The following is a 23,527-nucleotide window of genomic DNA, read 5'->3' on the forward strand; positions in this document are numbered from 1 at the left end:
TATAGGGATAATTGCCGAACTGTCTCTATAGTCGTTGTGGGATGGTTTAGGCGGCGGATTTATTGGTGGTTGCAGGTTCGCGCTTACCGAGGATTTCGTCGAGGAAGATGGATTTCTTGGATGGTTGCCCAAGGTAGTTGAGCGGATATGACAGGAACAGCAGATACATGGCCCGGCTGATTGCAACAAAGCAGATTCGGCGCTCTTCTTCAAGATTACCCTTACCGCTGGGCATCAATCCTTCAACCAGTCCGATTACAAATACCACCGGGAACTCCAGGCCTTTTGCTTTGTGAATAGTCATCAAACTCACGCCTTCCTTGTCATCGGCCACGGCTTCATTCTGAAAGCTATCCGTGTATTCGAGAAAAGCGCCGATGGTTGAATACCTGGCCGCCGCAAGCTGAAGTTGGTTGATATTGGCGATCTTCACATCATCGGGACTGGGAATGTCCTCATCGACGATAAAACGGTCATAATCAAACGTGGTGCGAATCTGCTTTATCACCTGCATCGGTTCCAGGTATTGGGCGCTTTCAACCAACGGGTCCATGAACGCCAGCATCTCCTTAATGAGCTTCCTGACATAGGGCACCATGATGATCATGGTTTGTAGTCCACGGTAAAGACGGATACCACGATGCCTGCTATACTCCTTCAACTGGTCTTTTATGGCATTGCTGACATATCTGACAGGCACATTGAGGATGTTCAATAAAGCTTCGTCGCCCTCATCGGTATCGGGGTAAAGGATCACACGCAGATAATCGAGAAGGCAGCGTACCTCCCGGCGATCGTAAAATGTCTGCCCGTTTTGAACATGAAATGGGATTTTGGCCTGCATGAATGCTTCCTCGCAGTAACGACTCTGGAAATTGCACCGGTATAATACGGCAATGTCACTGTATTGATACCCACGACGTTCAACCAGATCGACAATTTCATTGACCACACCCAGCGCTTCGGTTTCTTCATTCGACGCTTCCAGCACAACCACATCGTTACCGTCAGGATTGTCAGTCTTCAGGTCTTTGTGGATCTGCTTGATGTTGAACTGGATCAGGTTTTGACAGGCCCGCAGAATCTGGGGCGTTGATCGATAATTGAGATCGAGGATGAACTGGCGGGAACCAGGGAACATGGATTGAAAATTGAGAATATTTCCGACAGATGCCCCGGTGAATGAATAGATCGCCTGATGGTCATCCCCGGCTACCCAGAAACTGGATGGATCAGGATTGCCATTATCACGAATCAGCAGGCGCAGGATTTCAAATTGTACGGGATTGGTGTCCTGGAATTCGTCAACCATGATCGACTGGAAACTGCCCTGGTATTTTTCACGGATTTCATCTTTGTCACGCAGCAGGCAATACGTCTCAAGCAACAGATCATCGAAATCCAGGAGCATCTTATTGGATTTTGCCTCCTCGTAGGCCTGATAAATGTTGGCCACCTGCATCATGGTCTTGTCACCTTCGAACAGGGCCTGGAATTCAGCCGGATCGATGATGTTGTTTTTGGCCAGGGATATCTCACGCAGCACTGTGCCCACGGTCAAATCCTTTACCCGTAAACGTTTCATAACGTTTTTAATGAACACCAACTGCTCTTTGCCAGACAGGATATCAAACACACGCCCTTCGACCTTGAGCAGATGCATGCAAAATGAATGGATGGTTGAAAGGCGTACACGTGTTGATAGATCACCCAATACAGGGACAAGGCGTGATCGCATTTCGTCGGCGGCATTTCTGGTGAACGTCAAACCCAGGATATGCTCTGGTGGTATCCCATATTCGTTGACCAGTATGCCGATCCTTTCCATCATCGTGCGCGTCTTGCCCGACCCTGGAACTGCAATCACCGCAGCAATGCCATCCTTGAATTGGGCGGCCTCCCGCTGTTTTGGATTCAATTCATCATTCATGCGGCCTCCTCACGTTCATAGTTGCGAATGGTATTGATGGCCATCTTGATCCTGAATCGTTTGGCCACCAGCTCATTTATCATTGAATTGGTCTTATCCGCCTGGATCAGCTTGGATAACTCTTTCCCATAATCTTTATGCAGCTCCTGAAGGAATGAGATGACCGCTTCCGGTGGATGGCGGCGCAATAATAACCCAACATTCAAAATTTCATAGACACGGTCCCCACCTGATTCTACAAATGTCAGAAATGCCTGAACGTCATTGATTGCTCGCTTGGTCATAGTTGATTTCTCCTTCCAGATATTCGTCACATGCCTGTTTGTAAGCGCATCCCTTGCATTTCCAGTTGGTATCGTTGGCGACAAACACGCCCTTGGATATACCGTCCCAGACTTGAGCAGCTTTCTTGATAAGGCGTCGTTCGTCTAACTGACTGCGGGATGTCCAGTATTGTTCAAATTTCGGCGTTTTCGTTTTAATGAGCGTATCGAAACGCAAAAGGATTTCCCGATCACCGTATCCATTGTGCTTGGCGGCGATTTGATACATAGTTAATTGCTGGTTAGATGAAATTTCATCCCGACTATAGGATCGACCCGATGTCTTGAAATCGGTAATGATGATGGTGCCGGCACTATCCTCTTCGACCAAATCCATAGCGCCGATAATTGGGATGGGTATACCAGGCAGGCGGATTTCGAACGCTTCCTCAATTGCCAGGATGGTGAATCCATCGTCGGGCAGTTTGTTGTACCATGTCGTCAACAGATCTTTGCCATACATCAACAGGGATTTATAATCATTGTCACCGCTGTAACGGATATCGTCGTTGCCCTTTGCAATGCCAGTCCACACGGTTTCGAAAATCTGGTGGACATCCTTTAACAGCATCTTCTCACCGATCATGCGGGCGCAGTAGAACTGCTCAAGGACCCGGTGGATGCATGTGCCGAATTCCAGAGCCTCTGCCTTGAACTCCATAGGCAATTTGTCGATCCTACCGAATTTGTATAGGAGCGAGCATTCCACATATTCACCTATAGACGATGCGGATAGGTGCGGTTGTTGCCTAAGCTCACTTAAAACCATTGTAAGTCTCCTTCATAGGCATCCTAAAAGCGCAGGATGCTGCGGATTTTTCAAAATAGAAAGGCGATAGGTTCCCTCCCGGTCGAGTTAGGATCCGCCTATCGCCTTTGGTTATGCATAAGTTAACATATCGTTTTCGTTAGGTTACGCGGCTTGCTGCAATTGTCGGATGAACGCTGAAGCATCGCTTGCCGTTAGGGTCTCAATTCCACACCCGTAGGCATCGGAGACCATCTGTTCCAACTGTTCAACGGATATGCCACGGCGTCTGGAAAGATTGTAAATGGCACGTTTCTGCGCCTCACTCATCCGAGGACCGGTATTACCCTTTCCAGCATTCTGGTCAGCAGGTTCTTTTTCGGTCTGGGTTTCCATGGTGGTTGCCACTGGCGCCGGTTTCGCTTTCGGTTTAGCAGATGCAGCAGGGGCTTTCTTTGGCGCTTTCGCTGCGGGTTTTTTAGTGGGTTTAATTTTTTGGTTAGGATTTTCATGTTGTCCTCCTTCGGGTATAGCTTCATTGAAATCGGCAAGCTCTTCAACCGCAGTCATGCCAATATTTGTGAATGATCGAAGTGCTCTGGCAATGGCTCTTGTACTGGCCAATCGTAGGAGATGTCGGACCACTTTGCTTGAACAATTGTTGGGGTTGGCATCTCCGATATCAATGAAGGTCTCGCCCATCTTTGACATGACCGTTGCCCGGCAGACTGCAAAATTCCCATTATCCTTCGTGGGCATCTTAACGATATCGACCTCAATCGATGAAATCCCTTTTTGATGACCCAGATCCAGCAAGCCGGGATATTTGACGAATTCTTTGCCTTCGATCTGCATGATCCATCGTTCGTCAAGTTTGGGAACCTGCTTTTCCAGGAATACGGCCCCCTCCACTTCGCGATTGGGCACAGATTGAAAAACGGCCAGGATATGCTTGCATTTGAAATCCGGATCACGTTTGGCGTTTTTGGCAAAGTCCCCGCATGTGCAGGAATCGCCATCATCAGAAACATGGACGTTGTAGAGAATTTTTCCCATTTCTGATTCAACAAAATATTGTCCATCATCTGTTTGAAGAACCCTCAAATGGTCTGCCTTTTCATTGCGTTTCTGTAGTTCGGTTGCGGTCATTTTTACCTTTCCTTTTCTTTTCCTTAAGCAAAATGTTGATCCAATCGACGACTTCGATGGCGATCCTTACGAACAGGTCAATGGTTCGTTGCGTCATTCCGCTCCTTCACATTAAAAGGGATGTTGCTGTTTCTCGTTCCGATCATCAAATCCACGGCCGTCTGTCTTAATGAACTCGATTGAATTGACGATCATCTCGAAGCTGCTGCGCTGTTCCCCTTCATTGGTTTTCCACTTGGATTGCTGCAGATAGCCAACAGCACATATGCGGGCGCCGGAATGGAGATACTTTTCTGCAATCTCGGCATTCTTGTTGAAGCAGACACATTTTATCCAGCTGGTCTTTTCACGGCCGGATTTGAATGCCAGGGAAAAGGATGTTACCGGGTCACCCTCAGATCCGAAGAAGATTTCTGGGTCGTTACCGAGATTTCCTGTCAGGATGAGTTGATTGATCATAGGATGTGGACTCCTTTCGCTATGGGTTGAGTGTAAATGGGGGTTAATGAAAATCGGGTATTTTTAAAAGAAGGGATGGGGTCTCTCAGGAAGTAATATGTATAGCTATCGTTGGAATAATTGGAATTTTTTAGAGGAAAGGGATGATAATCGGTCTCTGGAAAACGGAAATGCTTTTCAAACGAAAATTTTTGGCAACCCGGAAGCGAAGGTGAAATCCGTAGATCGCACTTCCGCAACTTGATGTCTTTTTTCTACGGACCTATAAACCATAAAAAGGCACCGTGTGACAGATTTGGTCCCCCCGGCACTCACATGCTGCTCCTAAAACAATTGAAAGGAGGAGCAGCCACCATGAATCTGGATCAATTGCGCCAACAGTTTCACAATGAGCAATCCTCTCTTCTGTTATTCGAATTGATTCTCTGGAAGGATTGACGAAAGTGCCCACGGTGCGGCTGTCAACAGTCATGTGTATTGAAGAGCCAAAATGTCGGGCCCGGTTTGTATGAATGCTATCGGTGCAAAGTCAGTTCACGGTCACAACCCCATGTTCAGCTGTCGCGGGGAATGCAAAAATGTACCAAAAATGGGAACGAAAAGTGTACCACCCATGACAATCAATTGGTGGTAGAATCCTTCTTTAAAGGAGGGCGCCGCCATGATTTCCTGGGAGGTTTTTATGGACATTATTGCATTGCATCGACGAGGGTTATCTGAACGAAAAATATCCGAAAGACTTGGCTGCCATCGAAAAACGGTTAAGCGGTACATCCAGGCTGGACAGAAACCAGAATATCGTAAAACCAAGCGTCGAGGAAGCATTCTCACCCCTTACTACCCGATCATCGAGGATCTGTTGGAAGAGGATGACTACCGCGCCACCTGGATTTATAACCGGGTTAAGCAGATAGGCTATCCAGGCGGATATGACACCGTCAAGCTTTATATCCGCAAGATTAAAAAGAAACTCAGGCGCCAAGCTTACCTCCGTTTCGAGACAGTCCCCGGGCTACAAGGCCAGATGGATTGGGCCGACTTCCAGGTTGCGGATTTCCAGGGTGGCAGTTTCACGGTTTACCTGTTCGTGCTCGTTCTTGGTTTTTCCCGGGCCATGTTTGCCATGTTCGTTGACCGCTGCACGTTACAGTCCTTCATGGACGCCCATATTCATTCATTTCACTATCTGGGCGGGATCCCCATGGAGATGCTCTATGACAACATGAAGAATGTGGTGATCAGCCGAACCGGAGGCCAGACGGTTTTCAATGTCGAGTTTTTTCATTTTACCCAGCACTATGGCTTCAAGCCCATGACCTGTCCACCCTACAGTCCATGGGTAAAGGGCAAAGTGGAACGACCGGTGGATTACATACGGGAGTCGTTTTGGCGTGGTTACCATTTTACCACAATCGAGCAGGCCAACCGGGATCTTCTCCGTTGGCTGAACGAAACCGCCAATTGCCGCGAACACGGCACCCATCGGCAGCGGGTGGATATGCGCTGGCAGCAGGAACTGAAAAGCTTAAGTCCATGCCCTGCCACGGATTACGATACATCACTCAAGGAGTATCGCAGGGTCTACAAGGACTGCTTCATTTCCTACAACGCCAGTCAGTATCAGGTGCCGCCGGATGTGATTGGCAAAAAGATTTTGCTAAAGATCAAGGATGGTGTCATCCGCTTTTACGATGACGACCGGCTATTGGTTACCCACTGCGAAGCCGAGCAAAAAGGCACCCGGGTGTCGGATGCGACTATTACCGCCCAGATCCTGAAGCAACGGAAGCAAGGCAAAAAGAAATATGGCCGCATCAAGGGCAAGGCGACCCGCGGATTGGTGAACGGCAGTCTATATCCACAGGTGCTTTACCGTCCGTTATCTTTCTATGATCAGATTGCCCAGGGAGGTGGAGCATGGATCAACTAATCGCTGACCGTCTCCAAGACAACCTCAAACGGCTTAAGCTTACCCAAGCCGCAGAGATGCTCGACACCGTGGTTGCCAATGCCGAAGCGGACAAGGACTCATATCTGGCCTTTCTGGATCAGCTGTTGGAAGAGGAAGTCGCCGCCAAGGAAAAACGGCGTGTTCAGACCGCCATGAAAACTGCGGGGCTACCCTCAGCCAAGACCATCGAGGAATACGACTTTACCTTTCACCCCAAGCTGAACAAGAAGGAGGTGATGGCCCTTTTCGATCTGGACTTCATCGGCAAGCAGGAAAATGTGATCTTCCTGGGACCGCCTGGGGTGGGTAAAACCCATCTGGCCATATCCCTGGCAACCAAGGCCTGCCATCACGGCTTCAAGGTGTATTTTACGACCATGGACACACTAATGCGCAAACTTAAGGAGCCCCAGTCCAGGCACAAGGCGTATCTGACCTCTGCCCTGGTGGTGGTCGATGAGGTTGGCTACCTACCCATCGATAGCAAGGAGGCGTATCTGTTCTTTCAGTTCGTCTCTTACCGTTACGAGCGGTCATCGACGCTGATCACCTCTAACAAGAGTTTCGGGGACTGGCAGGAATTGTTCGGTGAACAGGTCATCGCCACGGCCATCCTCGATCGCTTGCTGCATCACTGCCGGGTGATCAATATCAAGGGGCACAGCTATCGACTCAGAGGGCACAGTTTTTCAAAGAGCGATTTCGCCACCGCCGGTTCTTCCGGGTCGGCGGTTCAGACTGAGGGAATGGAGGTTCAATGAACCCCATAGTGGTACACTTTTATTTTCCCATTTCTGGTACACTTTTCATTCCCATTGACAAAGGTAAGGTCGAGAGGCCTTACACCTTCATCCGTGAAGGCTTCTGGCGCGGTTACGGATATCTTTGTCTCGACACCGCCAACCGCGATCTGGGGAGCTGGTTAAAGAGAAAAGACCAGCGGGTGCACGGTACCACCCATGAAGTCGTCGCCACCCGGTTCGAAAGAGAACAGCCGCATCTGGGATCGATCCCACGACAACCGTTCGATACCGCTTACCGGATCTTTCGAAAGGTCCATAAGGATTGTACGGTTCGTTTCGAAGGCAACAGCTTTGTCGTGCCGCATCCGCTGGTAGGCAGAACCATTGTCCTGAGAGTTAAAGAACAGACCATGCGCATCTTCGATGATGACCGCTTGGTGGTCACCTATGAAATCCCATCGACCAAAGGTAATCTTGTTCAGGATAAACGCTTTTATGCAGCCCTGAAAAAAGACCGTGAGATGAACCGGCGCAAATACGGCCGCCCCAAGCCGGGTAAGGGCCGTGCCAAACGCACCATCAGCCCAAGCAAACCCTTGTATGATATGCCGGTGGATATCCGCCCGATCGATGTCTACGACCAGTTCGTCCAGGAGGTGCAGCCATGACGGATACGCTGGTTACCGACCGGATTGAAGCGAACCTCACCCGCCTGCGTCTGCCCCGGATACGGGAAATCCTGGATCAGATCATTCAATCGGCGGAACAAAAAAAACAGAGCTATCTGAGCTTTTTGGATGATCTGCTTGAAGAGGAAGTAGCGCAAAAGGAGCAGCGCCGGATCGAGACTGCCTTGAAAATATCCGGTTTGCCCTTCATCAAGGGCATCGATGAATTTGATTTTACTTTCCAACCCAAGTTGGACCGTCAGCGCGTCATGTCGCTGTTCGATCTGACCTTTATCCGTCAAAAAGGAAACGTCATCTTTCTTGGCCCGCCCGGCGTTGGGAAGACGCACTTGGCCGTGTCCTTGGCATTGAAAGCCTGTCAGGCGGGACTCAGCATCTATTTTACCACCATGCCGGACCTCATTATCAAATTGAAAAAGGACCATGAAGCTGGCCGTCCCGGAAAAGGCCGAAGCTACTATAAGTCCTCACTGGTGATCGTCGATGAGGTCGGTTACACGCCGGTCACCCGTGAAGAGTGCAATCTGTTTTTTCAATTCATTGCCAATCGGTACGAAAAAGCCAGCACCGTAATAACTTCGAACAAGGCTTTTTCCGATTGGGCGGAATTACTCCAGGACCCGATCATCGTGACGGCAATATTGGATCGCCTGCTCCATCACAGTGCGGTGATCAATATCAAAGGGAATAGCTATCGGCTTAAAGGTAAGGCGATGAATTCTGTTCAGTGAATGAGAGGATGTGGCTCAATTCTGACGACCCAAAATGGCTCAATTTTAAAAGACCGTTGACAGTCGTAAACGCCGAGACATTATGGATTCTCTTACGGTTCATCCTGACCATTACCAACCACCAGGCCAGACTATCAAACCTTCAATCTTTGCTCGCGGTAGTCAGGTCCCGATGTATTGGGGGCCGCGAAAGTTTACCGGCTCTTTTTGGAGCGACGATTTAGATAGCATGGAGAAGAAGGCTATGGCCTTTGATAACGCTTTTCCAAAGTTTGCAGGTGCCCGAGCTATCGCTAGAACAGTATCCGAGCAATCTTCCGATGAAGATGGAATAACACGTAATTTTCATTGCATAGAGGTTATCATTCCTCGTCGCTGCCGCATTGCAGCCATTTTTGAGGATCTCGACTACACGGCTCCAGTTTGGCTCAATGCTGCAGCACTAATATTATTCATTTGGGGTCTCCTTTATTGGTGAGCTTAAAGAAGGAAAATCATGGGCCGTTGGGGGACGTGATATTCTGCCGGTTGACCCTCTTTACAGAACCAGGTAGTGCTTTAATCACTTTTTAAGTTTTTGAGGCGGCCCTGGCTACTCCAAAGCCTTAAGGTTATTGCCATCACAAATTTTAAAGATAGATAATATTGCCCTAATGTATCAAGAATAATAGAATAATAAAAAAACCTATTACAATATAAATAAAAACCTTTTGCGATCCAATAATAGCCTGCAATCGGTTCATATCATTTTTAAGGCTATTAATACTTTCTATAATTATTTCCTCAAATTCAGCTGTTTGTTCTTCCTGTTTGTCAATCGGCCCTTCCTCTATATCGTTGTCCTCAATCTCATAGATCTGAGGTAAAAACCTTTCGAGTTTTTCGGTGTATCCATACCTATTGGCCCATTCACCTGAAAAGCTTTTAAATGTTGCCCAAGTATCTCCATCAATGCCAAAATCTGATAGAAATTCTAACTCACCCCGTGGAGGAATACTTTTTTTGCGATCATTGATAAAATCTGCCATGAATTCTAACTTATCCGGTAGAGAAATATCTTTTTTGCTATTATTCCATGGGACAGCGCGTTTGGCGAGTCTATAGAGGCGTAGTTCTATCAATTGATTTTCCAGCTGCCATCCCTTCAGGCTCTTTACTTTTCGTTCGAATTTCCATTGTGCATCCCCAGCATATTCCATAATATCAGTATGATATTCGAGGATGATGTCGTGCATGGCTTCATAAAATACAAGGCTCAAATCACTTGCCATTGAAGATAGATCACGCAGTATATCTCTTTTTTCACTATCAGGTTTTTCTAAGAGCTCAGAAAAATCATCATACGTGAGATCGAAATTGTACGCTATAGCAGCACTGCGAACTCCATCAAATCTTTCCAATGGTTGATTGAAAAGCTTGTGGCGATAATCTTTAAGAACAATATCTTCTCGAAAAAGCAGCGTTTCAATCTGTTTCTTTGTCAGTTGATCAAGAATATTTTCCGGAATTACTGAAATTGAACTATGGTTTTCAATTATCGGTCCTACTGTTTCTGGAAGATTTTCAAGGAGTATATACGAAATGTCCTTCGGTACTTTTAAAATCAGATTCCATAATGCTTCATGATCATTTTTGAACTCTTTCTCTGTTAAATATTCACCATAGCCATCGTTTGGGTTTCCTTTATTAGTTTGATAGTATTCTATGAATGATGGATTTTTAAGGTAGTCTTCCAAAATCTCGGATAGATCACTTTCAGAGACACGAGCTTGCCCAAGAAGGTTATCTACTGCATATGTAATAATCGAAGCTATTACTGTTCCCCAACCTTTAAATTTACGTATTATCGCTAATCTTGCTTCCTGAGGATGGCTAAAGAAAAATTCCTCATTTTTAAAATCAGCGATATCAAGCAAACAATATTTTACTAATGGATCTGAATCCGTCTCGATTCGTTCTTTAAGAGCCTTTCCTTCCTCGTCATAGTCATCAAAGAAACAAAATTGTTTGGCCGCTAAATATCTGACAAACGCATTTGGGCTGTCTAACGCTTTGTATCTAACTTTTTTAGATTGATATTCTGGTACCTTTGTTTCCTCCAGTGCGAGCAATATTTGAATTTGTGTTTCTACACTTAGCCCATCCCAAGCTGCGATCAACTTCGATGTGCCACTTGGAGTAGGTTGCAACAAATCTACCAAATACGCTGGAACCTTGTTCTTTGCATCTTCAGACATCAACTATTCCTCTCACATATTTAGAGGCTCAAAGTGCGGTTCTAATTAAGCAAGTCGGAAGCAAGAGCTTCACCAACTACCAGCTGTCTTAGTTGCTCTGGATTTGAACTCTCCACACCAATCATCAAAACAGACGAAAGGCCAACGCGGTTCGTCAATGTCATCTGATTTGATAGTCATCGAAAGGTTTATTTTAATATTTTCAGGGAAAAGTTTTTTGGGCGGGTATCTGTGGCACTCCCCATAGCTTGGATTTTCTTTTTCATAATAAAGACAATGTTCGCATTGGCCTTTGGGCATATTATAAACCTCCATTAAAATAGCTTGGAAAAAGCATGAAAATCTCATTCACATTGATAACATTTTTGACAGTGAGTGTACAATATCCTTAGCGCATTCTTCATCAGGGCAACATTCGTCACAAAAAGCAACCTCTCCTTCTGGAAGGGAATATATTTTTCTGTAAACTTTGAAATAGGGATCCTCATGGACCAATCGATCTCTGTTTTCAAGACCAGGTACCCCGAAATAGCGACATTTGGGATTTTGGCAAAAATCAGTTATCATTTAATAATCGCTCCTTTTTTGAATTTATTAAAAAATAACGATAAAAATTATCGTTGTCAATATTTATAATTTTTACATATGGTTACAGCATATCAAGCATATCAAGCATATCAGCTTGCGGTGTTTGTGGTGACGCGAGACATAAATATGATAACTGCCGCGAACTTAATTTCGGCCTGATTGCAGATACACAAGACAGGCCGCCAAAGCAATCCAGCGTTTCACATCTCCAAATGGAGGTAAACACCATAAACACCTTAACACCTCCAGCACCATCATTGAAAAATGATTAAAATTCAATTGGTTCCATCGCTTAAGAGGTATTCAATCGCCACATAAACACCTGTGAACACCCTAAACACCTACTTTTCCCTGTTGGTGCCCGCATTTCAATCATCAGAATTCCACAGCGATCACCAGCTTCTTCGTCCCGTAACCGATCAATATCTTGACAAAATCCTACCATCAGGTCTATCCTACCCAAGATCCCCATTTTCCATTTTCAATACAGCCCCACAATCGATATAGCAGGAGCGCCGCGCCAATGAACAAGATCGAACTGATCCAGGCATTGAAGGACGCCACCGACCTAACCAAATCCGAGGCTGCCACCGTTCTTGACCTTTCTTTCAATGGAATGGCCGATGCATTAGCCAAAGGGGACCGTGTTGAAATCCGGGGATTGTGTTCATTTTTCGTCAAAGAATATGATGGATACACCGGCCGGAATCCTAAGACCGGGGAACGCGTCAAAATTAAACCGAAGAAACTGCCGTTCTTTAAACCGGGTAGGATAAGTCATAGCGAAATGGGTAGGGCACGAAAACATTCCGCCGATCGTATATGTCCCACCACACAAAGACACCGAATAAAGCATCCCAGTCAATTGGTACGCCGACTTCCGTAAAATGCCAATTACTGTGCAGGAAATATATCAAACTATCGGGTGGAACCCATCCTCTGTCTTACAAGAAACCCATAAAGGATTGGATGATATCAAAGAATTGATAGAGCATCTGCAGAACAAATAAAATCCGTCAACATACAATAAGCTATATGGTTCTCTTAATTCAATAATATGTAGAGGAAATCATGCTCCTTTCAGAAAAGCTCAGAAATAAGATCTTAGAGAAAAAAGACGAACTTTCATTGAAGGGGGAACTATTATCCCCCTCGCAAATTGAAAAATACAGCAAAACATTTAAAGCAAGATTCGGCCCAGACAAATTAAACAGCATTGATGGCGAAACCCTCCTTGATACAATGCATTCCCCCGGTAACTCAGACAGTTTAGTTTATTGGCTTGAGTTCAAAAACGATGAAGAATTTCCAGGTCCTAAGTTTGGAAGCATCAGCGGTGGAAGCGCCCTAAAATTTGGGATCTATCGAAGAAAAGAGACCGGGATCTGGATGACCGGAAGCCCACAAAACCAAAAGGAATTAGATTTAGAAAGTGCAATAGAGATAGCGAGAAAACATAGGGACCAATTAATGGGAGGCTATGAATTATTAGAAAAACTACCTCATAATGCGACAGATTCCGATTATATTGACCTACAAAAAAATATTGAATTAGTAGCACCAGATCTACAAGACAAAGCTTGGGGACATAAATATTTCCATCTAATGTTTACCAATAAATTAGACGATTATCATAACCTTGATTACCAAAGATATTTTCTGATCAAATTGTTGCAGAAGCCACCGGTAACACAAGGAAGGTATACATGTGGAGGCCTATACATAGCAATCAGCAAGGAATTAGAGATGCCAGTATCTGTGCTTACAGGTGTCTTGAATAAAATGTGTGGCAGCCCTAATAGGTATTGGCGCATCGGAACAAAGCTTGGAGGGGGAGAAAGCCGATGGCAATTGATGCAGCAAGAACAATGTGTAGCAATCGGATTTGCGAAAATAGGTGACCTTACTGGTCTTGAATATAAAAAAGAAGAAAAAGAAAAGATTCGTTCTGAGTTTCTTAAAAAAGACCCATTAAAGCCACCACAAACCGTTGGTAGAAAAACACAAGAAATTTTTAATTTTGCAGCAGTGATAAAAGAGGGTGACATCGTCCTCCCATCAGATGGAGAAACTGTTTTAGGAATAGGTAGAGTCGACGGCGAATACTTTTATGTTAAGAACTCTGACACGCCACACCGGATACCTGTCAAATGGTTATCATTTGATAAATGGAAAAACAGCCAACACGAAGGTCTTAGATCAAGTGTCCGTGAAATAAAAAAAACAGAGAACTTGCTAAAGACTGAGGAGATGATACTTGATGCAAAGCCTGTAATTATCCCATCCAAATCTAAAATAATCTCAACAACAAAAAAAGTTCCAATTAAATTTGAAGGGGTCCCAGGCAGGATACAAGCGATCCTCGAAAGAAAAGGTCAAGTGATCTTATATGGTCCCCCTGGAACCGGGAAAACCTATTGGGCTAAAAAAACCGCACAAGACCTCGCCAGCCAACACAAATTCGGAAAAGCATACGAAGAATTATCAAAAGAAGAAGCCAAGATTATCCATAGTGTTACAAAAGATGGGCAAGGCCTGGTCAGGTTGTGCACGTTCCACCCAGCTTACGGTTACGATGATTTCATAGAAGGGTACCGCCCAAAAACTGTAAAAGACCAGATGGTGTTCGAGTTACGAGACGGCATACTGAAACAATTATGCGATGATGCTGACAATGAACCTGACAACAAATATTATCTCATCATAGACGAAATAAATAGGGGGGACATACCAAGGATATTTGGAGAGCTGCTCACAATAATTGAAAATGATAAGAGAGGAACTCCAGTCCTGTTACCAAATTCTGGTACCAGTTTTTGTTTTCCACAAAATGTCTACCTACTTGGTACAATGAATACGGCAGACCGGTCAATCGCTTTGCTCGATGCAGCCCTCAGGCGCAGATTCGGCTTTATAGAACTTATGCCTGACACATCAGTGCTCGGAAACACGGTTATCGAAGGCATTCCTTTAGGCCCATGGCTCGAAGCTTTGAACGCAAAAATATGTGACCATATTGGTCGAGACGCACGTAACCTGCGAATAGGGCATGCTTACTTTTTAAGTAAAGGGAAACCAATCAATACATATACCAAATTAGTTCAAGTGATGCAGGACGACATTTTTCCGCTCATTGAAGAATACTGTTATGAAGATTACGAAAAAGTTTTCAAGATCCTCGGAGGAAGCATTGTTGACCAAGAGAATCAAAAAATTCGGAAAGAGCTATTCGAATCATCAAGAAAAGACGAGTTAATTCAAGCTTTGAAAACATTGGATACGAATCTGGATTCCTCGACAGCTGCTTTGTTATCTGAAATGGAAAACCCAGAAGATGACGAAGAAAATGATGCAGATCAAGAACTAAATGGTCAAGATCAAACTGAATAAAGCAATGTCTGAAGTCCAAATAACCATACAGGAATGGGAGTCCAAGTACCCTGATCCAGGTACAGAATTAGAAGATTTGTCTTTACCATCTGATAAATCAGTAAGAGATCTCGTTGAAGATATTAACAAAACCGGGCGAATTGAAATATTAGAATTAAAAAAAGGCCTCTGTATCAAAGCAAAATCTTACGTTGGGGTGATCAAATTAGGTGACATCAAAATAATTGTTCAACCTAAATTAACTGGTCAACCAATCCTGAACCTCTTTAGATATGCATACGGACTAAAAAATTTACACCTTTATACGGAATCAAAGATTGGCGCTGAAAAACACACTTTCCAAGATTTGCTGATTTACCAACTCTATCTCGAAACAGAACAACTTTTTTTTAAAGGAATAAATAGAGAATATCTTAAGCTTGAAGAAGAATTGCCGACAATCAGAGGAAAAATCGATTTTAGACAATTAGCAATCCAAGGAGGAATAAGGAAGGCCGCGATCCCTTGTCTTCATCATCAAAGGCAAGATGACACCATACTGAACAGGCTGATGAGGGCAGGACTCAAGTTTGGAGAAAACTTAACTGGAAATATTGATTTAAGGGTTAAGCTAAGACGTCTTTCAGCGATTTTAGGCGAGACCATATCAGATGTCAGGTTAACTTGGGGCATCATAGGTGAAGCCAGGAGGCAGATGAACAGGCTCACATTGGCGTATGCTTCGATTTTAACAATCATTGAATTATTGATGGAATCAGCTGGGATCTCTTTTGAAAACAGGAATGAAAGAAGTTTACCTGGGTTTTTGTTTGACATGAACCGTTTCTTTCAAGCCTTGATCTCCAGGTTCCTTCACGACAACCTAAAAGGATACACTGTAAAAGATGAATATGGCCTTAAAGACATGATGGCATATATGTCGCTATATAACCCTTACCCTAAGAAACGGAAGGCACCTACTCCAAGACCGGACTACGCAATCCTAAAAAATGGCAAAATCGAAGCGTTATTGGACGCTAAATACCGCGACTTGTGGGAAAACAGTTTGCCGCGTGAAATGTTGTACCAATTAGCGATCTACGCGATGAGCCAAAAAGAAAACAGTATATCAACAATTCTTTACCCAACCATCAACGCATTAGCCGAGGAAGCCAGGATAGAGGTCAAAGACCCTATCTATGGTAGCCATCAAGCCCAAGTGAACCTGCGACCGGTAAACCTACTATACGTAAACGAATTAATTGTGGGTGGACAAACACAAGAAACAGAAAGAAAAATGACAAGATTCGCAAAGTATCTAATGCAAGGATAAAATGAATAACATTTCCGGTACCCACTATCCCCCCAACAACTGGCACTCACAGACCAACCGCCGGCCAATCTGCTCTTCAATGACATCCCGCGCCTGCATGTCATCGTATCCTCATTTACGACAGCATTGCTCCAGATACTGAAATGGTTTCCAGTTTGGATTCCGCGAATCATGATTCTGGCCACATGAGTATCGGATCTCCCTTAAATTGCCATTTTGGTCAATGATCTTGGATTTTTGGAGCTTGGACCGAAGCAGTTCAAGGTATTCCTTCATGAACCGCTGGTAAATCTCTGGTTGGTCCAGCTCTACGTATGTTTTGCTGGGTAATGTGAATGTGTTGTGCATTTAAAAGTCCTCCATATAAAACGCAGCTTACTGCGTATAATTGAATTTTGTTTTCGGTGTGAAAATTTGGAACTATCAGAAGCGCGGTCTAAATCCCAAGAACGAAATCCAGTTACCGGATGTCTTTTTTATATCTGAGCGCTTTCCGCTTTTTCATCTAAACAATAGGTCTAATATTCTTGATCGAAATCGCCTTGACAATGGCCACACCCGACCGTCTCTGCTTTCCTATCTGTTTGCTGTTTTTTGCTGTTTTGGCCGACGAGTGGAATAATTGTGGTCAAGATCAGGGAAATGTATTTTCCAAAAGTTTACCAAGAATTCCAGATGGATTCTGGAAGATTCTATTTAATCAAATACCACATCATTTTAAATGGTAAGTAAACCTGCTCTCTTTGCTTCATCCTCCGAGAGAATTGGAATCTTAGAATTTTCAGTATCCCGAATCATTTCTACGAAATCGTGGAAAGTATAAAACTTAAAACCAAGCTCTTTAAATAATTCATTTTCTTCTTTTGGAATCATTTCATAGAACAAAGATTTTAGATATTCCATAATTTCTGAAACTGAGTCAAAATCTCCAAATCCGCAACCAATAAATTCCAAATAATTTTTTATATCTTTCAACCCAGATGTTGTAATTGTACGACCATTAATAAGATAGTATGTTGAAATAACAATAATTGTAGTTATTATGTTGTACATAATTGAATCATCAATATACTTTAAGACTGAACCGCTTATACCATAAATAACACTAAATAATTCACTAACTATATCTAAAATATCACGATTGACAAAATCTTCCAATATATCATCTCTTTCTAAGAATAAAGCGCTTCTATGATATTCAGTAATATCAACCAACCAGTATTGTATATCTTTTCTTATTTCATCTGGATCGCCATCATCCATTTCAAATATTTGTTTTATAATTTCATTGATATCAAATAATTTGTTAATTACAACAAAGTCATCAAGAAAACCAAAATATTCTTCATAAGAAGAGTCAATTTCACTTTTCGATTCACCAATAAATCTTTCACCCATAGCATATTCAACAAAGTCTATTTTCCCTTTACGTCCACAATATCGGCAAAAACAAACACCGATTTCTTTCGCGTAATCTAATGATATATATTTTGCATATTTATCCATATTTGGACCACATTTAGTACCATTACACACTGGGCAATAAATATATCCGTCTTCTTTGAATTCAATTTCCATTTTCTCATTCATTTTTTATCCAATCGTATTTAGTTTTTTATATCTTATCTCCATGAATCCCTGATCACAGGTTCAACGACCATCGGCACCTCTGGCAATATGCCTTTGAATGCCTGCTCCATACAGCTTTTAACCGTCACCGCCACATCATCAGCAACATCTTCCCTTGCCTTGACAATCACTTCGTCATGAATGATATGGACAATTTGGGCATCATAGCCGGCCAACTGATCATCCAGATCAATCAACGCCAACTTGAAACCATCGGCCGCTGTTCCCTGCACTGGGTGATTGTATAAGACATTGACTTTTGTATCCTCCGATACCTTCAGCATCCTTCCCAATCGAGTCGAAATGGCGCCATCATCCTTTGCCGAAGATTTAATCCCATCCCGCCAGGCGCTCATCCCAGCAAATTCAATGTTGTAGCGCAATATCATTCCATGGACATCATCCAGGTCATACCCGAATCCCAAGCGGGCCAGGCTTTCATAAATTGAATAGGCAGATCTACCATTATTAAGGCCCAGCATAATTTCTTTGCCCAATTTCCGGTATCGATCTCCCGACACATCCGGCCCCATTATGATCTTTGCCGTTTCCAGATAAATGTCCTTTCCTGCCTTAAACAAATCAATGGCAACCTGATCATTCGACAATCCGGCAATGATCCTGGCTTCCTGCTGGGAATAATCCGCCAAAATGAACTTGTATCCTTCCCTTGCACGAAACAGAGACCGCATCGGCCCAGTTTTCTGCACTGTCTGCAGGTGTCGGTAGAAACGACCGGTTTTGGTGTTCAGCTGATCAATGGAATCACGTACACGATCATCGGCCCCGGTCATTGCCATATACGATTCGACATCCCGGAGTTCACGAACAGTTTTCCAATATTCAATCAGATTGGCGACCAGGCATTTCACATCAGCCTGAGATATCCACCGCAGCGAATCTTCATCGATCTTTGCCAACGACAGATCGTAGATTGAATTAAGATGCTCTTGAATTTTGCCTCGGTCATGCAGTGGGATATCAGGCGGGATCGACTTTTCCAGTTCAGCAGCCAGAGCATCAATTTTATCGCCGAGTTCATCATGTAGCTTCAGCAGCGCATCCACATCAATGCTGATGCCGACGGTTTCAATCTTAGCCGTCACCCAGATCAATCGTGTTTCAATGCCGAAAACCGTGGTCAAGCCAATTGATTGAATCAAGGGCTCCTGCCTGCTCCAGACCTCAACCAGACGATGAATCAACCCACTCCGTTCCAATCCATCCGATAATTCATAGCGACTAAAAATCGTTTTAAGTGACAAGGCCCGATACTCGATCTCACCGTTGGCAATGAGCTTTTCAGCAATAATCACATCGATAATTTCGCATTTCGGCAATCCACACAAAAGAAAGGCCTTTGCTACCTGCTTGCCGTTATTGGTAATGATCTTTATATCCTCACCAATTGGAATGCTCGTAAAGAATGCCTCCAACTCTTGAGGTTCCTGCTTTAAAGAAATCGATACAAATTCAGATCCCCAAGCAACAGACATCATTTGCTCATCATCGGCCATATAAACAGAGATATATCCAGCATGGATAGGAACAAACGGACATGAGCTTTGCTCTTCAACCTGATAAGTATCCAAATTGATCTTACCAACAATTTCGAGCTGATTGATATGACAATAAAAAGCTTTAACTCGATCAGGATTCCCAGCACCATCAATAGCATTACCACGAGCATGTGGAAGTTTGATTTTGAATTTCTCGAAGTGAGGATTTATTTCTTTAAAGTGATTTATCAGATCCGACCATTGTTTGGTGGTGGAAAGAATTAATGGATCATTAGTCCATTCGATTGATTGCTTTTTAAGTTGATTAACTATCCTTAATAATAGGCTTCTCTTGAGTTCAAGTGATTTTTGGATATATATATTACATATAACCAAAATTAACTTAATTTTCTCATCAACATGAAAATTATCAACATCTTTAAAGCAACTATATCTACTACTATCAAAATCTTCCGAACAACCCAATGTGCTGGTTATACATTCACCTTCAAGCTCAGGAATTAGCTCTTTTACATCATAGATTAATCTTGCTATATTTGCCTGAAATTGTTTAGCAATCGTGCTCTTTTTCTTGACATAGACATTGGCCAGAAATCCAATATCCGCTGTAAGAAATCCGAACTCATCAACGAATGGCTTTAATCGATCGATTGCCAATTCTTTCCAATTTTTATTTTGAGACTGATCGATTATTATATCCGGTTCAGGAAGCATAGACGGCCATTTGCTTCCAGCCAAAATAATATCCACGCTTGATTTACGAACAGGCCGAATCCTGTGGATGCATTGAACAAGCTCCCATTGCATACATGCCTCTGTCCAATCTATACGTTTATCCGAATCCTTCTCGTCAGGGAAGAGTATACAAGCATCTTGGGCAGCTGCATTTAAATTCGGATATGGCAGACCAATTACCAATACTGCATCGCATTCTTGAAAACTGTTGATCCCACGGGGGCCATAGAAATGAAATCCCATGAAAGTCCGTGTTAAATCGATTTCATTTAGGATTTTCATAATTTGTGATTCATTGCATTCATATGTAATGAACATGACCTTTTCTGCCTGCGTATGCACAAGCATGTCTGTAAGAAGTTTAACGAGATAGGATTCTTGAGGGTGATCCATCGAGACCCTGTTTATGCTCTTTTTAATGTGAACACGCTTGCTGTTCCATGCCACATCTGCTTTGACTGTTTTCAGTCTTCTTCGAACCAAAGACTTTAAAGCGCTGGCATCACCGGTTGCATCGAGTACCTTAATTGGAGTGCCTGGATATCCGAGCGGTGTTATTTGTTTTGTAATGAATCGGGTTGGTTTTTCCTTATCCATTAAAACGTATGAGAGCGTCGTAGGCGATATCAATCCCTTTATCCAACTAATGGCATTCAGATCGATCCCTTGCCGGTATAAGTCGGTCCTGGACAGGTTATCAAGGGTATTTGAAAGAGAAGTCAGTCGCGAAATGATATCCTCCTCTGTTGTATTCATACCCTTGGCCAACAATTCAATGATGGTCGCTTCCTGAAGAGTTGATTCAGTTAATTTACGACCATTTATAATCATCTTGGGTTCAGCGCTATCGCTCGATACAAAGTTGATGGATATACGATGAAATAAATTCAGCAGATCCGTGATCAGGTGTTGATCCGTTCCTTTGACCACCTTTAAAACTGACTGTATCTGAATCTCTGAACATACGTTTTCCAGCAAAAGCCCAGCTTTTACATTTTCGTCCAGAATAATCAGATCTGGTGTGGGAATTTGGGATTGAAGATATTGCAGCATATGAATGGTCACAAAATAAACGCCTGGCCCAAATTCACTCCGCTGATTGTAATAATCACAACTGGTCTGTCGGTATGGACAATTGCCACAGATTATTTCAGATGGAGAAAATCCTTTTCGAGTGATGTCTTTTAGTTCAGTAGACCGTTGACATGTATCTTCGCGCGATTGAATTAAATGGAACCCATCCCTTTTTCCTGCCAGCGCACAGATCGTGTTGAAAGCTTCCTCTTGCAGCGCTTTATTGAATGCCGCATAAATGACGATTCGATCTTGACCCATTGTCTGGATTTCATTCAATGTTGTACGTGTCTTTCCAGTGCCAGGTGTCAAAACGATTATGGAATTGTCAGAGCTATTCAATTCCTGTGCGACCAGACTACAGGCATCCTCAAGTGTCTCGTATTTATTGGGAACAGCCAGATCAAAACCGTTTTTTGACGAACCAGGTCTATAGCCGTTGCTTTGAATTCCGGCCCAGCGGTAAAGGGGAACACCATCATGCGGATCACACTTAACATTGAAACATCTCAGCTTATAGCTCGGTGGATATGCTCTTGCGTTAACGGTCGTTTTCCCGCACATCGGACACGAATATCCCTTGAATGAGATTGCAGATGCGTTTCCTCTCTTTTCAATCGTACACCTGATCCCTTTTTCGTCGAGCATTTCCTTCAAGGCGCTCAATCCAATGGGCTCAGTATTCTTCCGAAGCAGAATATGAGAGAAAGGATTGACGTTAAAATCAAATGAAGATTGCTGGTATTCTGATAGTTTATTCCCAAAGAGGCCAAGCACCTTAAGATCGGATATGATGGATCCACTGATTAACCATTTCACAAACGAAAGGATTTCTGATGGATCAGGTTTCCCTGCAGTCATCTGTAAGTAGTCATCGACGGTGAATGCGTGCTGTTCCAGCAGATTCTTATCAATTATGGTGCTGTGACCGTCTATCAGCGCCTTCTTGTTATGTGCAGGATCGCCCTTATATGCGAATATCTGATGAGGAGGATCTGTCTCTGTGGTCGGTTTCAGATCGTGTATGAAGGACATTTCGGACCGCATCCATTCAACGAATGCTTTGTATGCCGGATGATTCAACTTCAGATTGGACACGGCCCGAAATCCTGTTCCTCCGCTTGCTATAAATTTAAAATGTTCGGCGACACCCAAAGCAGACAAACTTTTTAAAGTCAGGCAGGCAAATGTGATTGCACTGGCAATTTTTTCCTGTCTTTCAAGTCCTGAGGTCCCATCAATGTCAATGAGTGGCTGATAAAGCTCCTGTTCATCGACAAAGACTTTGCGAGCCAAGTAGATGCCGAAAGTTCCACGACTTATATTTGTTTCGTTATTCTGCAACAGTTCAAGATATTGGTCTCCAGACAAAGAGTTGAATGGACCGCTGCTGGTAAGTGTGGCTTTGTAAGTAAGCTGCATTTCAAAAATCCCTGCCTTCTTTCAATTTTACAACTCCTGATGGCGTTCAGGATGATTTAAGAGCGCCTGTGCCATAGCATCCCTGACCCATTCCGCTATGCTTATTTCTTGCTCATCGGTGGCTTGTTTGATCAGCTCGAAATGTTCCAACGGAATAGCGATGGTCAGCTGTTTTTTAAATCTTGCTTTTCTCATAATGTGTTCCTCCATACTTCATAGAATTTTGAAGCAATTTCCATTGCCTTTGTATTTTGTTCCGGAAAACATTCAGGTATAGATAATCGCAAAAATATCAAAGGAAAGAGCCCTTCTTTTTAAATATTTTATCGCATGGCTTAACACACACCATTTTAATTAAACAATCGTAACAGACACACTTTTCTCCAAGGATTTTACGAACTATTAATATCCCCTCCTTATGTTCTCCAAGCATCATTCTTTGAATAGACAATTCATCTGTAGGATACCCATTTTCTATTAACAAATGTGCGACATCTTCCTGGCCATACTGACACACTTTTTCTACCCAAAATTTTAATGGTTCTGCATCTGGCGGTTTAATACCAGATTCAATTAAATATTTAACAAGCTCAACATTTCCATTAAAACACGCCAATTCAAAGATATAACTTAGTGGTCCGGGAATTACATCTTTATATTGGTCAATTTTTGCTTTTACCTTTTCAGTAATATGCTTTTTTTTACAATAGTATTTAAGTGAATTCATAATTCTACCAAACTCCTTTCAATCTATCCTTAATTTTATGAATTTTTGTCATTTCTCAGCTCTTATTTTAAACTTTTTTTATTGGAAAAGAGGGCAATCCCAGAATAGAAATTGCCCTTCTCATAGTGGAGTTACGATGAATGTATAATAGAAAAATCCATTCCAAAGTA

20 protein-coding genes and 1 pseudogene are annotated in these 23,527 nt (G+C 43.3%); 8 read left to right on the plus strand and 13 right to left on the minus strand.

Annotation, left to right across the window (positions count from 1 at the left end; genetic code table 11):
• Positions 1-46: 46 nt before the first annotated feature.
• The 7 genes and pseudogenes from Dvar_RS33680 to Dvar_RS33710 all read right to left on the minus strand — a co-directional run bounded on the left by Dvar_RS33680 (position 47) and on the right by Dvar_RS33710 (position 4,609).
• The gene (locus Dvar_RS33680) at positions 47-1,930 is read right to left on the minus strand and encodes an ATP-dependent helicase (RefSeq protein WP_419657511.1); all 1,884 of its coding nucleotides are present in this window, start codon (positions 1,928-1,930) and stop codon (positions 47-49) included.
• Positions 1,927-2,214 (minus strand): hypothetical protein, encoded by a 288-nt coding sequence (locus Dvar_RS33685; protein WP_419657512.1) that lies wholly within the window; start codon positions 2,212-2,214, stop codon positions 1,927-1,929. The genes Dvar_RS33680 and Dvar_RS33685 overlap by 4 nt, the downstream gene beginning before the upstream one ends.
• Positions 2,192-3,022 carry a RecB family exonuclease gene (locus Dvar_RS33690; protein ID WP_419657513.1) on the minus strand — a complete coding sequence of 277 codons (831 nt, stop codon included), beginning with the start codon at positions 3,020-3,022 and terminating at the stop codon, positions 2,192-2,194. Before Dvar_RS33690 ends, Dvar_RS33685 begins: the two co-directional genes overlap by 23 nt.
• Positions 3,023-3,166: 144 nt before the next feature.
• A complete protein-coding gene (locus tag Dvar_RS33695; RefSeq protein ID WP_419664248.1) occupies positions 3,167-3,856 on the minus strand; it encodes a hypothetical protein in 690 nt (229 codons plus the stop codon).
• Positions 3,857-3,937: 81 nt separating this feature from the next.
• Positions 3,938-4,150, minus strand: a pseudogene (locus tag Dvar_RS33700) (SWIM zinc finger family protein); the annotation flags it as partial.
• The gene (locus Dvar_RS33705; protein WP_419664249.1) at positions 4,119-4,247 is read right to left on the minus strand and encodes a hypothetical protein; all 129 of its coding nucleotides are present in this window, start codon (positions 4,245-4,247) and stop codon (positions 4,119-4,121) included. The pseudogene Dvar_RS33700 and the gene Dvar_RS33705, both read right to left, overlap by 32 nt.
• 14 nt (positions 4,248-4,261) lie before the next feature.
• Positions 4,262-4,609, minus strand: a complete 348-nt coding sequence (locus Dvar_RS33710) for a single-stranded DNA-binding protein (protein ID WP_419657514.1) — start codon at positions 4,607-4,609, stop codon at positions 4,262-4,264.
• A gap of 682 nt (positions 4,610-5,291) precedes the next feature.
• Here Dvar_RS33710 and istA point away from each other — a divergent pair.
• The 5 genes from istA (at position 5,292) to Dvar_RS33735 (ending at position 9,201) form a co-directional block, all read left to right on the plus strand.
• Positions 5,292-6,539: an IS21 family transposase gene (istA, locus tag Dvar_RS33715; protein WP_419664200.1), complete on the plus strand. Its 1,248-nt coding sequence runs from the start codon at positions 5,292-5,294 to the stop codon at positions 6,537-6,539.
• Complete coding sequence (gene istB, locus Dvar_RS33720) at positions 6,527-7,321, plus strand: IS21-like element helper ATPase IstB (protein ID WP_419657515.1); 795 nt, start codon at positions 6,527-6,529, stop codon at positions 7,319-7,321. Before istA ends, istB (Dvar_RS33720) begins: the two co-directional genes overlap by 13 nt.
• Positions 7,318-7,971, plus strand: a complete 654-nt coding sequence (locus Dvar_RS33725; protein ID WP_419657516.1) for a Mu transposase domain-containing protein — start codon at positions 7,318-7,320, stop codon at positions 7,969-7,971. Before istB (Dvar_RS33720) ends, Dvar_RS33725 begins: the two co-directional genes overlap by 4 nt.
• Positions 7,968-8,723 (plus strand): IS21-like element helper ATPase IstB, encoded by a 756-nt coding sequence (istB, locus tag Dvar_RS33730; RefSeq protein ID WP_419657517.1) that lies wholly within the window; start codon positions 7,968-7,970, stop codon positions 8,721-8,723. The genes Dvar_RS33725 and istB (Dvar_RS33730) overlap by 4 nt, the downstream gene beginning before the upstream one ends.
• Positions 8,724-8,805: 82 nt before the next feature.
• Entirely contained in the window at positions 8,806-9,201 is a 396-nt protein-coding gene (locus tag Dvar_RS33735; protein WP_419657518.1) for a hypothetical protein, read from the plus strand.
• Between the two features lie 172 nt (positions 9,202-9,373).
• Here Dvar_RS33735 and Dvar_RS33740 read toward each other — a convergent pair whose 3' ends face one another.
• Positions 9,374-10,960 (minus strand): hypothetical protein, encoded by a 1,587-nt coding sequence (locus Dvar_RS33740; protein WP_419657519.1) that lies wholly within the window; start codon positions 10,958-10,960, stop codon positions 9,374-9,376.
• Between the two features lie 69 nt (positions 10,961-11,029).
• Positions 11,030-11,260: a hypothetical protein gene (locus Dvar_RS33745; RefSeq protein ID WP_419657520.1), complete on the minus strand. Its 231-nt coding sequence runs from the start codon at positions 11,258-11,260 to the stop codon at positions 11,030-11,032.
• A gap of 811 nt (positions 11,261-12,071) precedes the next feature.
• Here Dvar_RS33745 and Dvar_RS33750 point away from each other — a divergent pair.
• The 3 genes from Dvar_RS33750 (at position 12,072) to Dvar_RS33760 (ending at position 16,250) form a co-directional block, all read left to right on the plus strand.
• Complete coding sequence (locus tag Dvar_RS33750) at positions 12,072-12,434, plus strand: HU family DNA-binding protein (RefSeq protein ID WP_419657521.1); 363 nt, start codon at positions 12,072-12,074, stop codon at positions 12,432-12,434.
• Between the two features lie 185 nt (positions 12,435-12,619).
• Entirely contained in the window at positions 12,620-14,938 is a 2,319-nt protein-coding gene (locus Dvar_RS33755; RefSeq protein WP_419657522.1) for an AAA family ATPase, read from the plus strand.
• The gene (locus tag Dvar_RS33760; RefSeq protein ID WP_419657523.1) at positions 14,916-16,250 is read left to right on the plus strand and encodes an McrC family protein; all 1,335 of its coding nucleotides are present in this window, start codon (positions 14,916-14,918) and stop codon (positions 16,248-16,250) included. The genes Dvar_RS33755 and Dvar_RS33760 overlap by 23 nt, the downstream gene beginning before the upstream one ends.
• A 717-nt stretch (positions 16,251-16,967) precedes the next feature.
• On the opposite strand, the gene Dvar_RS33765 is transcribed toward Dvar_RS33760, so the two are convergent.
• The 4 genes from Dvar_RS33765 to Dvar_RS33780 form a co-directional block, all read right to left on the minus strand.
• The gene (locus Dvar_RS33765; protein WP_419657524.1) at positions 16,968-17,840 is read right to left on the minus strand and encodes a hypothetical protein; all 873 of its coding nucleotides are present in this window, start codon (positions 17,838-17,840) and stop codon (positions 16,968-16,970) included.
• 32 nt (positions 17,841-17,872) lie between these two features.
• Complete coding sequence (locus tag Dvar_RS33770; protein ID WP_419657525.1) at positions 17,873-22,630, minus strand: DNA polymerase; 4,758 nt, start codon at positions 22,628-22,630, stop codon at positions 17,873-17,875.
• Positions 22,631-22,657: 27 nt separating this feature from the next.
• Positions 22,658-22,825, minus strand: a complete 168-nt coding sequence (locus Dvar_RS33775; protein ID WP_419657526.1) for a hypothetical protein — start codon at positions 22,823-22,825, stop codon at positions 22,658-22,660.
• 97 nt (positions 22,826-22,922) lie between these two features.
• Entirely contained in the window at positions 22,923-23,357 is a 435-nt protein-coding gene (locus Dvar_RS33780) for a hypothetical protein (protein ID WP_419657527.1), read from the minus strand.
• Positions 23,358-23,527 lie beyond the last annotated feature (170 nt).

Source organism: Desulfosarcina variabilis str. Montpellier (assembly GCF_048565275.1).
In the GTDB taxonomy this organism is placed as follows: Bacteria; Desulfobacterota; Desulfobacteria; order Desulfobacterales; family Desulfosarcinaceae; genus Desulfosarcina; species Desulfosarcina variabilis.

Coding starts and splice junctions, on each gene's coding strand:
- Dvar_RS33680 (WP_419657511.1), bottom strand. CDS start 1,930: ATGAATGATGAATTGAATCCAAAACAGCGGGAGGCCGCCCAATTCAAG.
- Dvar_RS33685 (WP_419657512.1), bottom strand. CDS start 2,214: ATGACCAAGCGAGCAATCAATGACGTTCAGGCATTTCTGACATTTGTA.
- Dvar_RS33690 (WP_419657513.1), bottom strand. CDS start 3,022: ATGGTTTTAAGTGAGCTTAGGCAACAACCGCACCTATCCGCATCGTCT.
- Dvar_RS33695 (WP_419664248.1), bottom strand. CDS start 3,856: ATGCAGATCGAAGGCAAAGAATTCGTCAAATATCCCGGCTTGCTGGAT.
- Dvar_RS33705 (WP_419664249.1), bottom strand. CDS start 4,247: ATGACGCAACGAACCATTGACCTGTTCGTAAGGATCGCCATCGAAGTC.
- Dvar_RS33710 (WP_419657514.1), bottom strand. CDS start 4,609: ATGATCAATCAACTCATCCTGACAGGAAATCTCGGTAACGACCCAGAA.
- istA (WP_419664200.1), top strand. CDS start 5,292: ATGGACATTATTGCATTGCATCGACGAGGGTTATCTGAACGAAAAATA.
- istB (WP_419657515.1), top strand. CDS start 6,527: ATGGATCAACTAATCGCTGACCGTCTCCAAGACAACCTCAAACGGCTT.
- Dvar_RS33725 (WP_419657516.1), top strand. CDS start 7,318: ATGAACCCCATAGTGGTACACTTTTATTTTCCCATTTCTGGTACACTT.
- istB (WP_419657517.1), top strand. CDS start 7,968: ATGACGGATACGCTGGTTACCGACCGGATTGAAGCGAACCTCACCCGC.
- Dvar_RS33735 (WP_419657518.1), top strand. CDS start 8,806: ATGGATTCTCTTACGGTTCATCCTGACCATTACCAACCACCAGGCCAG.
- Dvar_RS33740 (WP_419657519.1), bottom strand. CDS start 10,960: ATGTCTGAAGATGCAAAGAACAAGGTTCCAGCGTATTTGGTAGATTTG.
- Dvar_RS33745 (WP_419657520.1), bottom strand. CDS start 11,260: ATGCCCAAAGGCCAATGCGAACATTGTCTTTATTATGAAAAAGAAAAT.
- Dvar_RS33750 (WP_419657521.1), top strand. CDS start 12,072: ATGAACAAGATCGAACTGATCCAGGCATTGAAGGACGCCACCGACCTA.
- Dvar_RS33755 (WP_419657522.1), top strand. CDS start 12,620: ATGCTCCTTTCAGAAAAGCTCAGAAATAAGATCTTAGAGAAAAAAGAC.
- Dvar_RS33760 (WP_419657523.1), top strand. CDS start 14,916: ATGGTCAAGATCAAACTGAATAAAGCAATGTCTGAAGTCCAAATAACC.
- Dvar_RS33765 (WP_419657524.1), bottom strand. CDS start 17,840: ATGAATGAGAAAATGGAAATTGAATTCAAAGAAGACGGATATATTTAT.
- Dvar_RS33770 (WP_419657525.1), bottom strand. CDS start 22,630: ATGCAGCTTACTTACAAAGCCACACTTACCAGCAGCGGTCCATTCAAC.
- Dvar_RS33775 (WP_419657526.1), bottom strand. CDS start 22,825: ATGAGAAAAGCAAGATTTAAAAAACAGCTGACCATCGCTATTCCGTTG.
- Dvar_RS33780 (WP_419657527.1), bottom strand. CDS start 23,357: ATGAATTCACTTAAATACTATTGTAAAAAAAAGCATATTACTGAAAAG.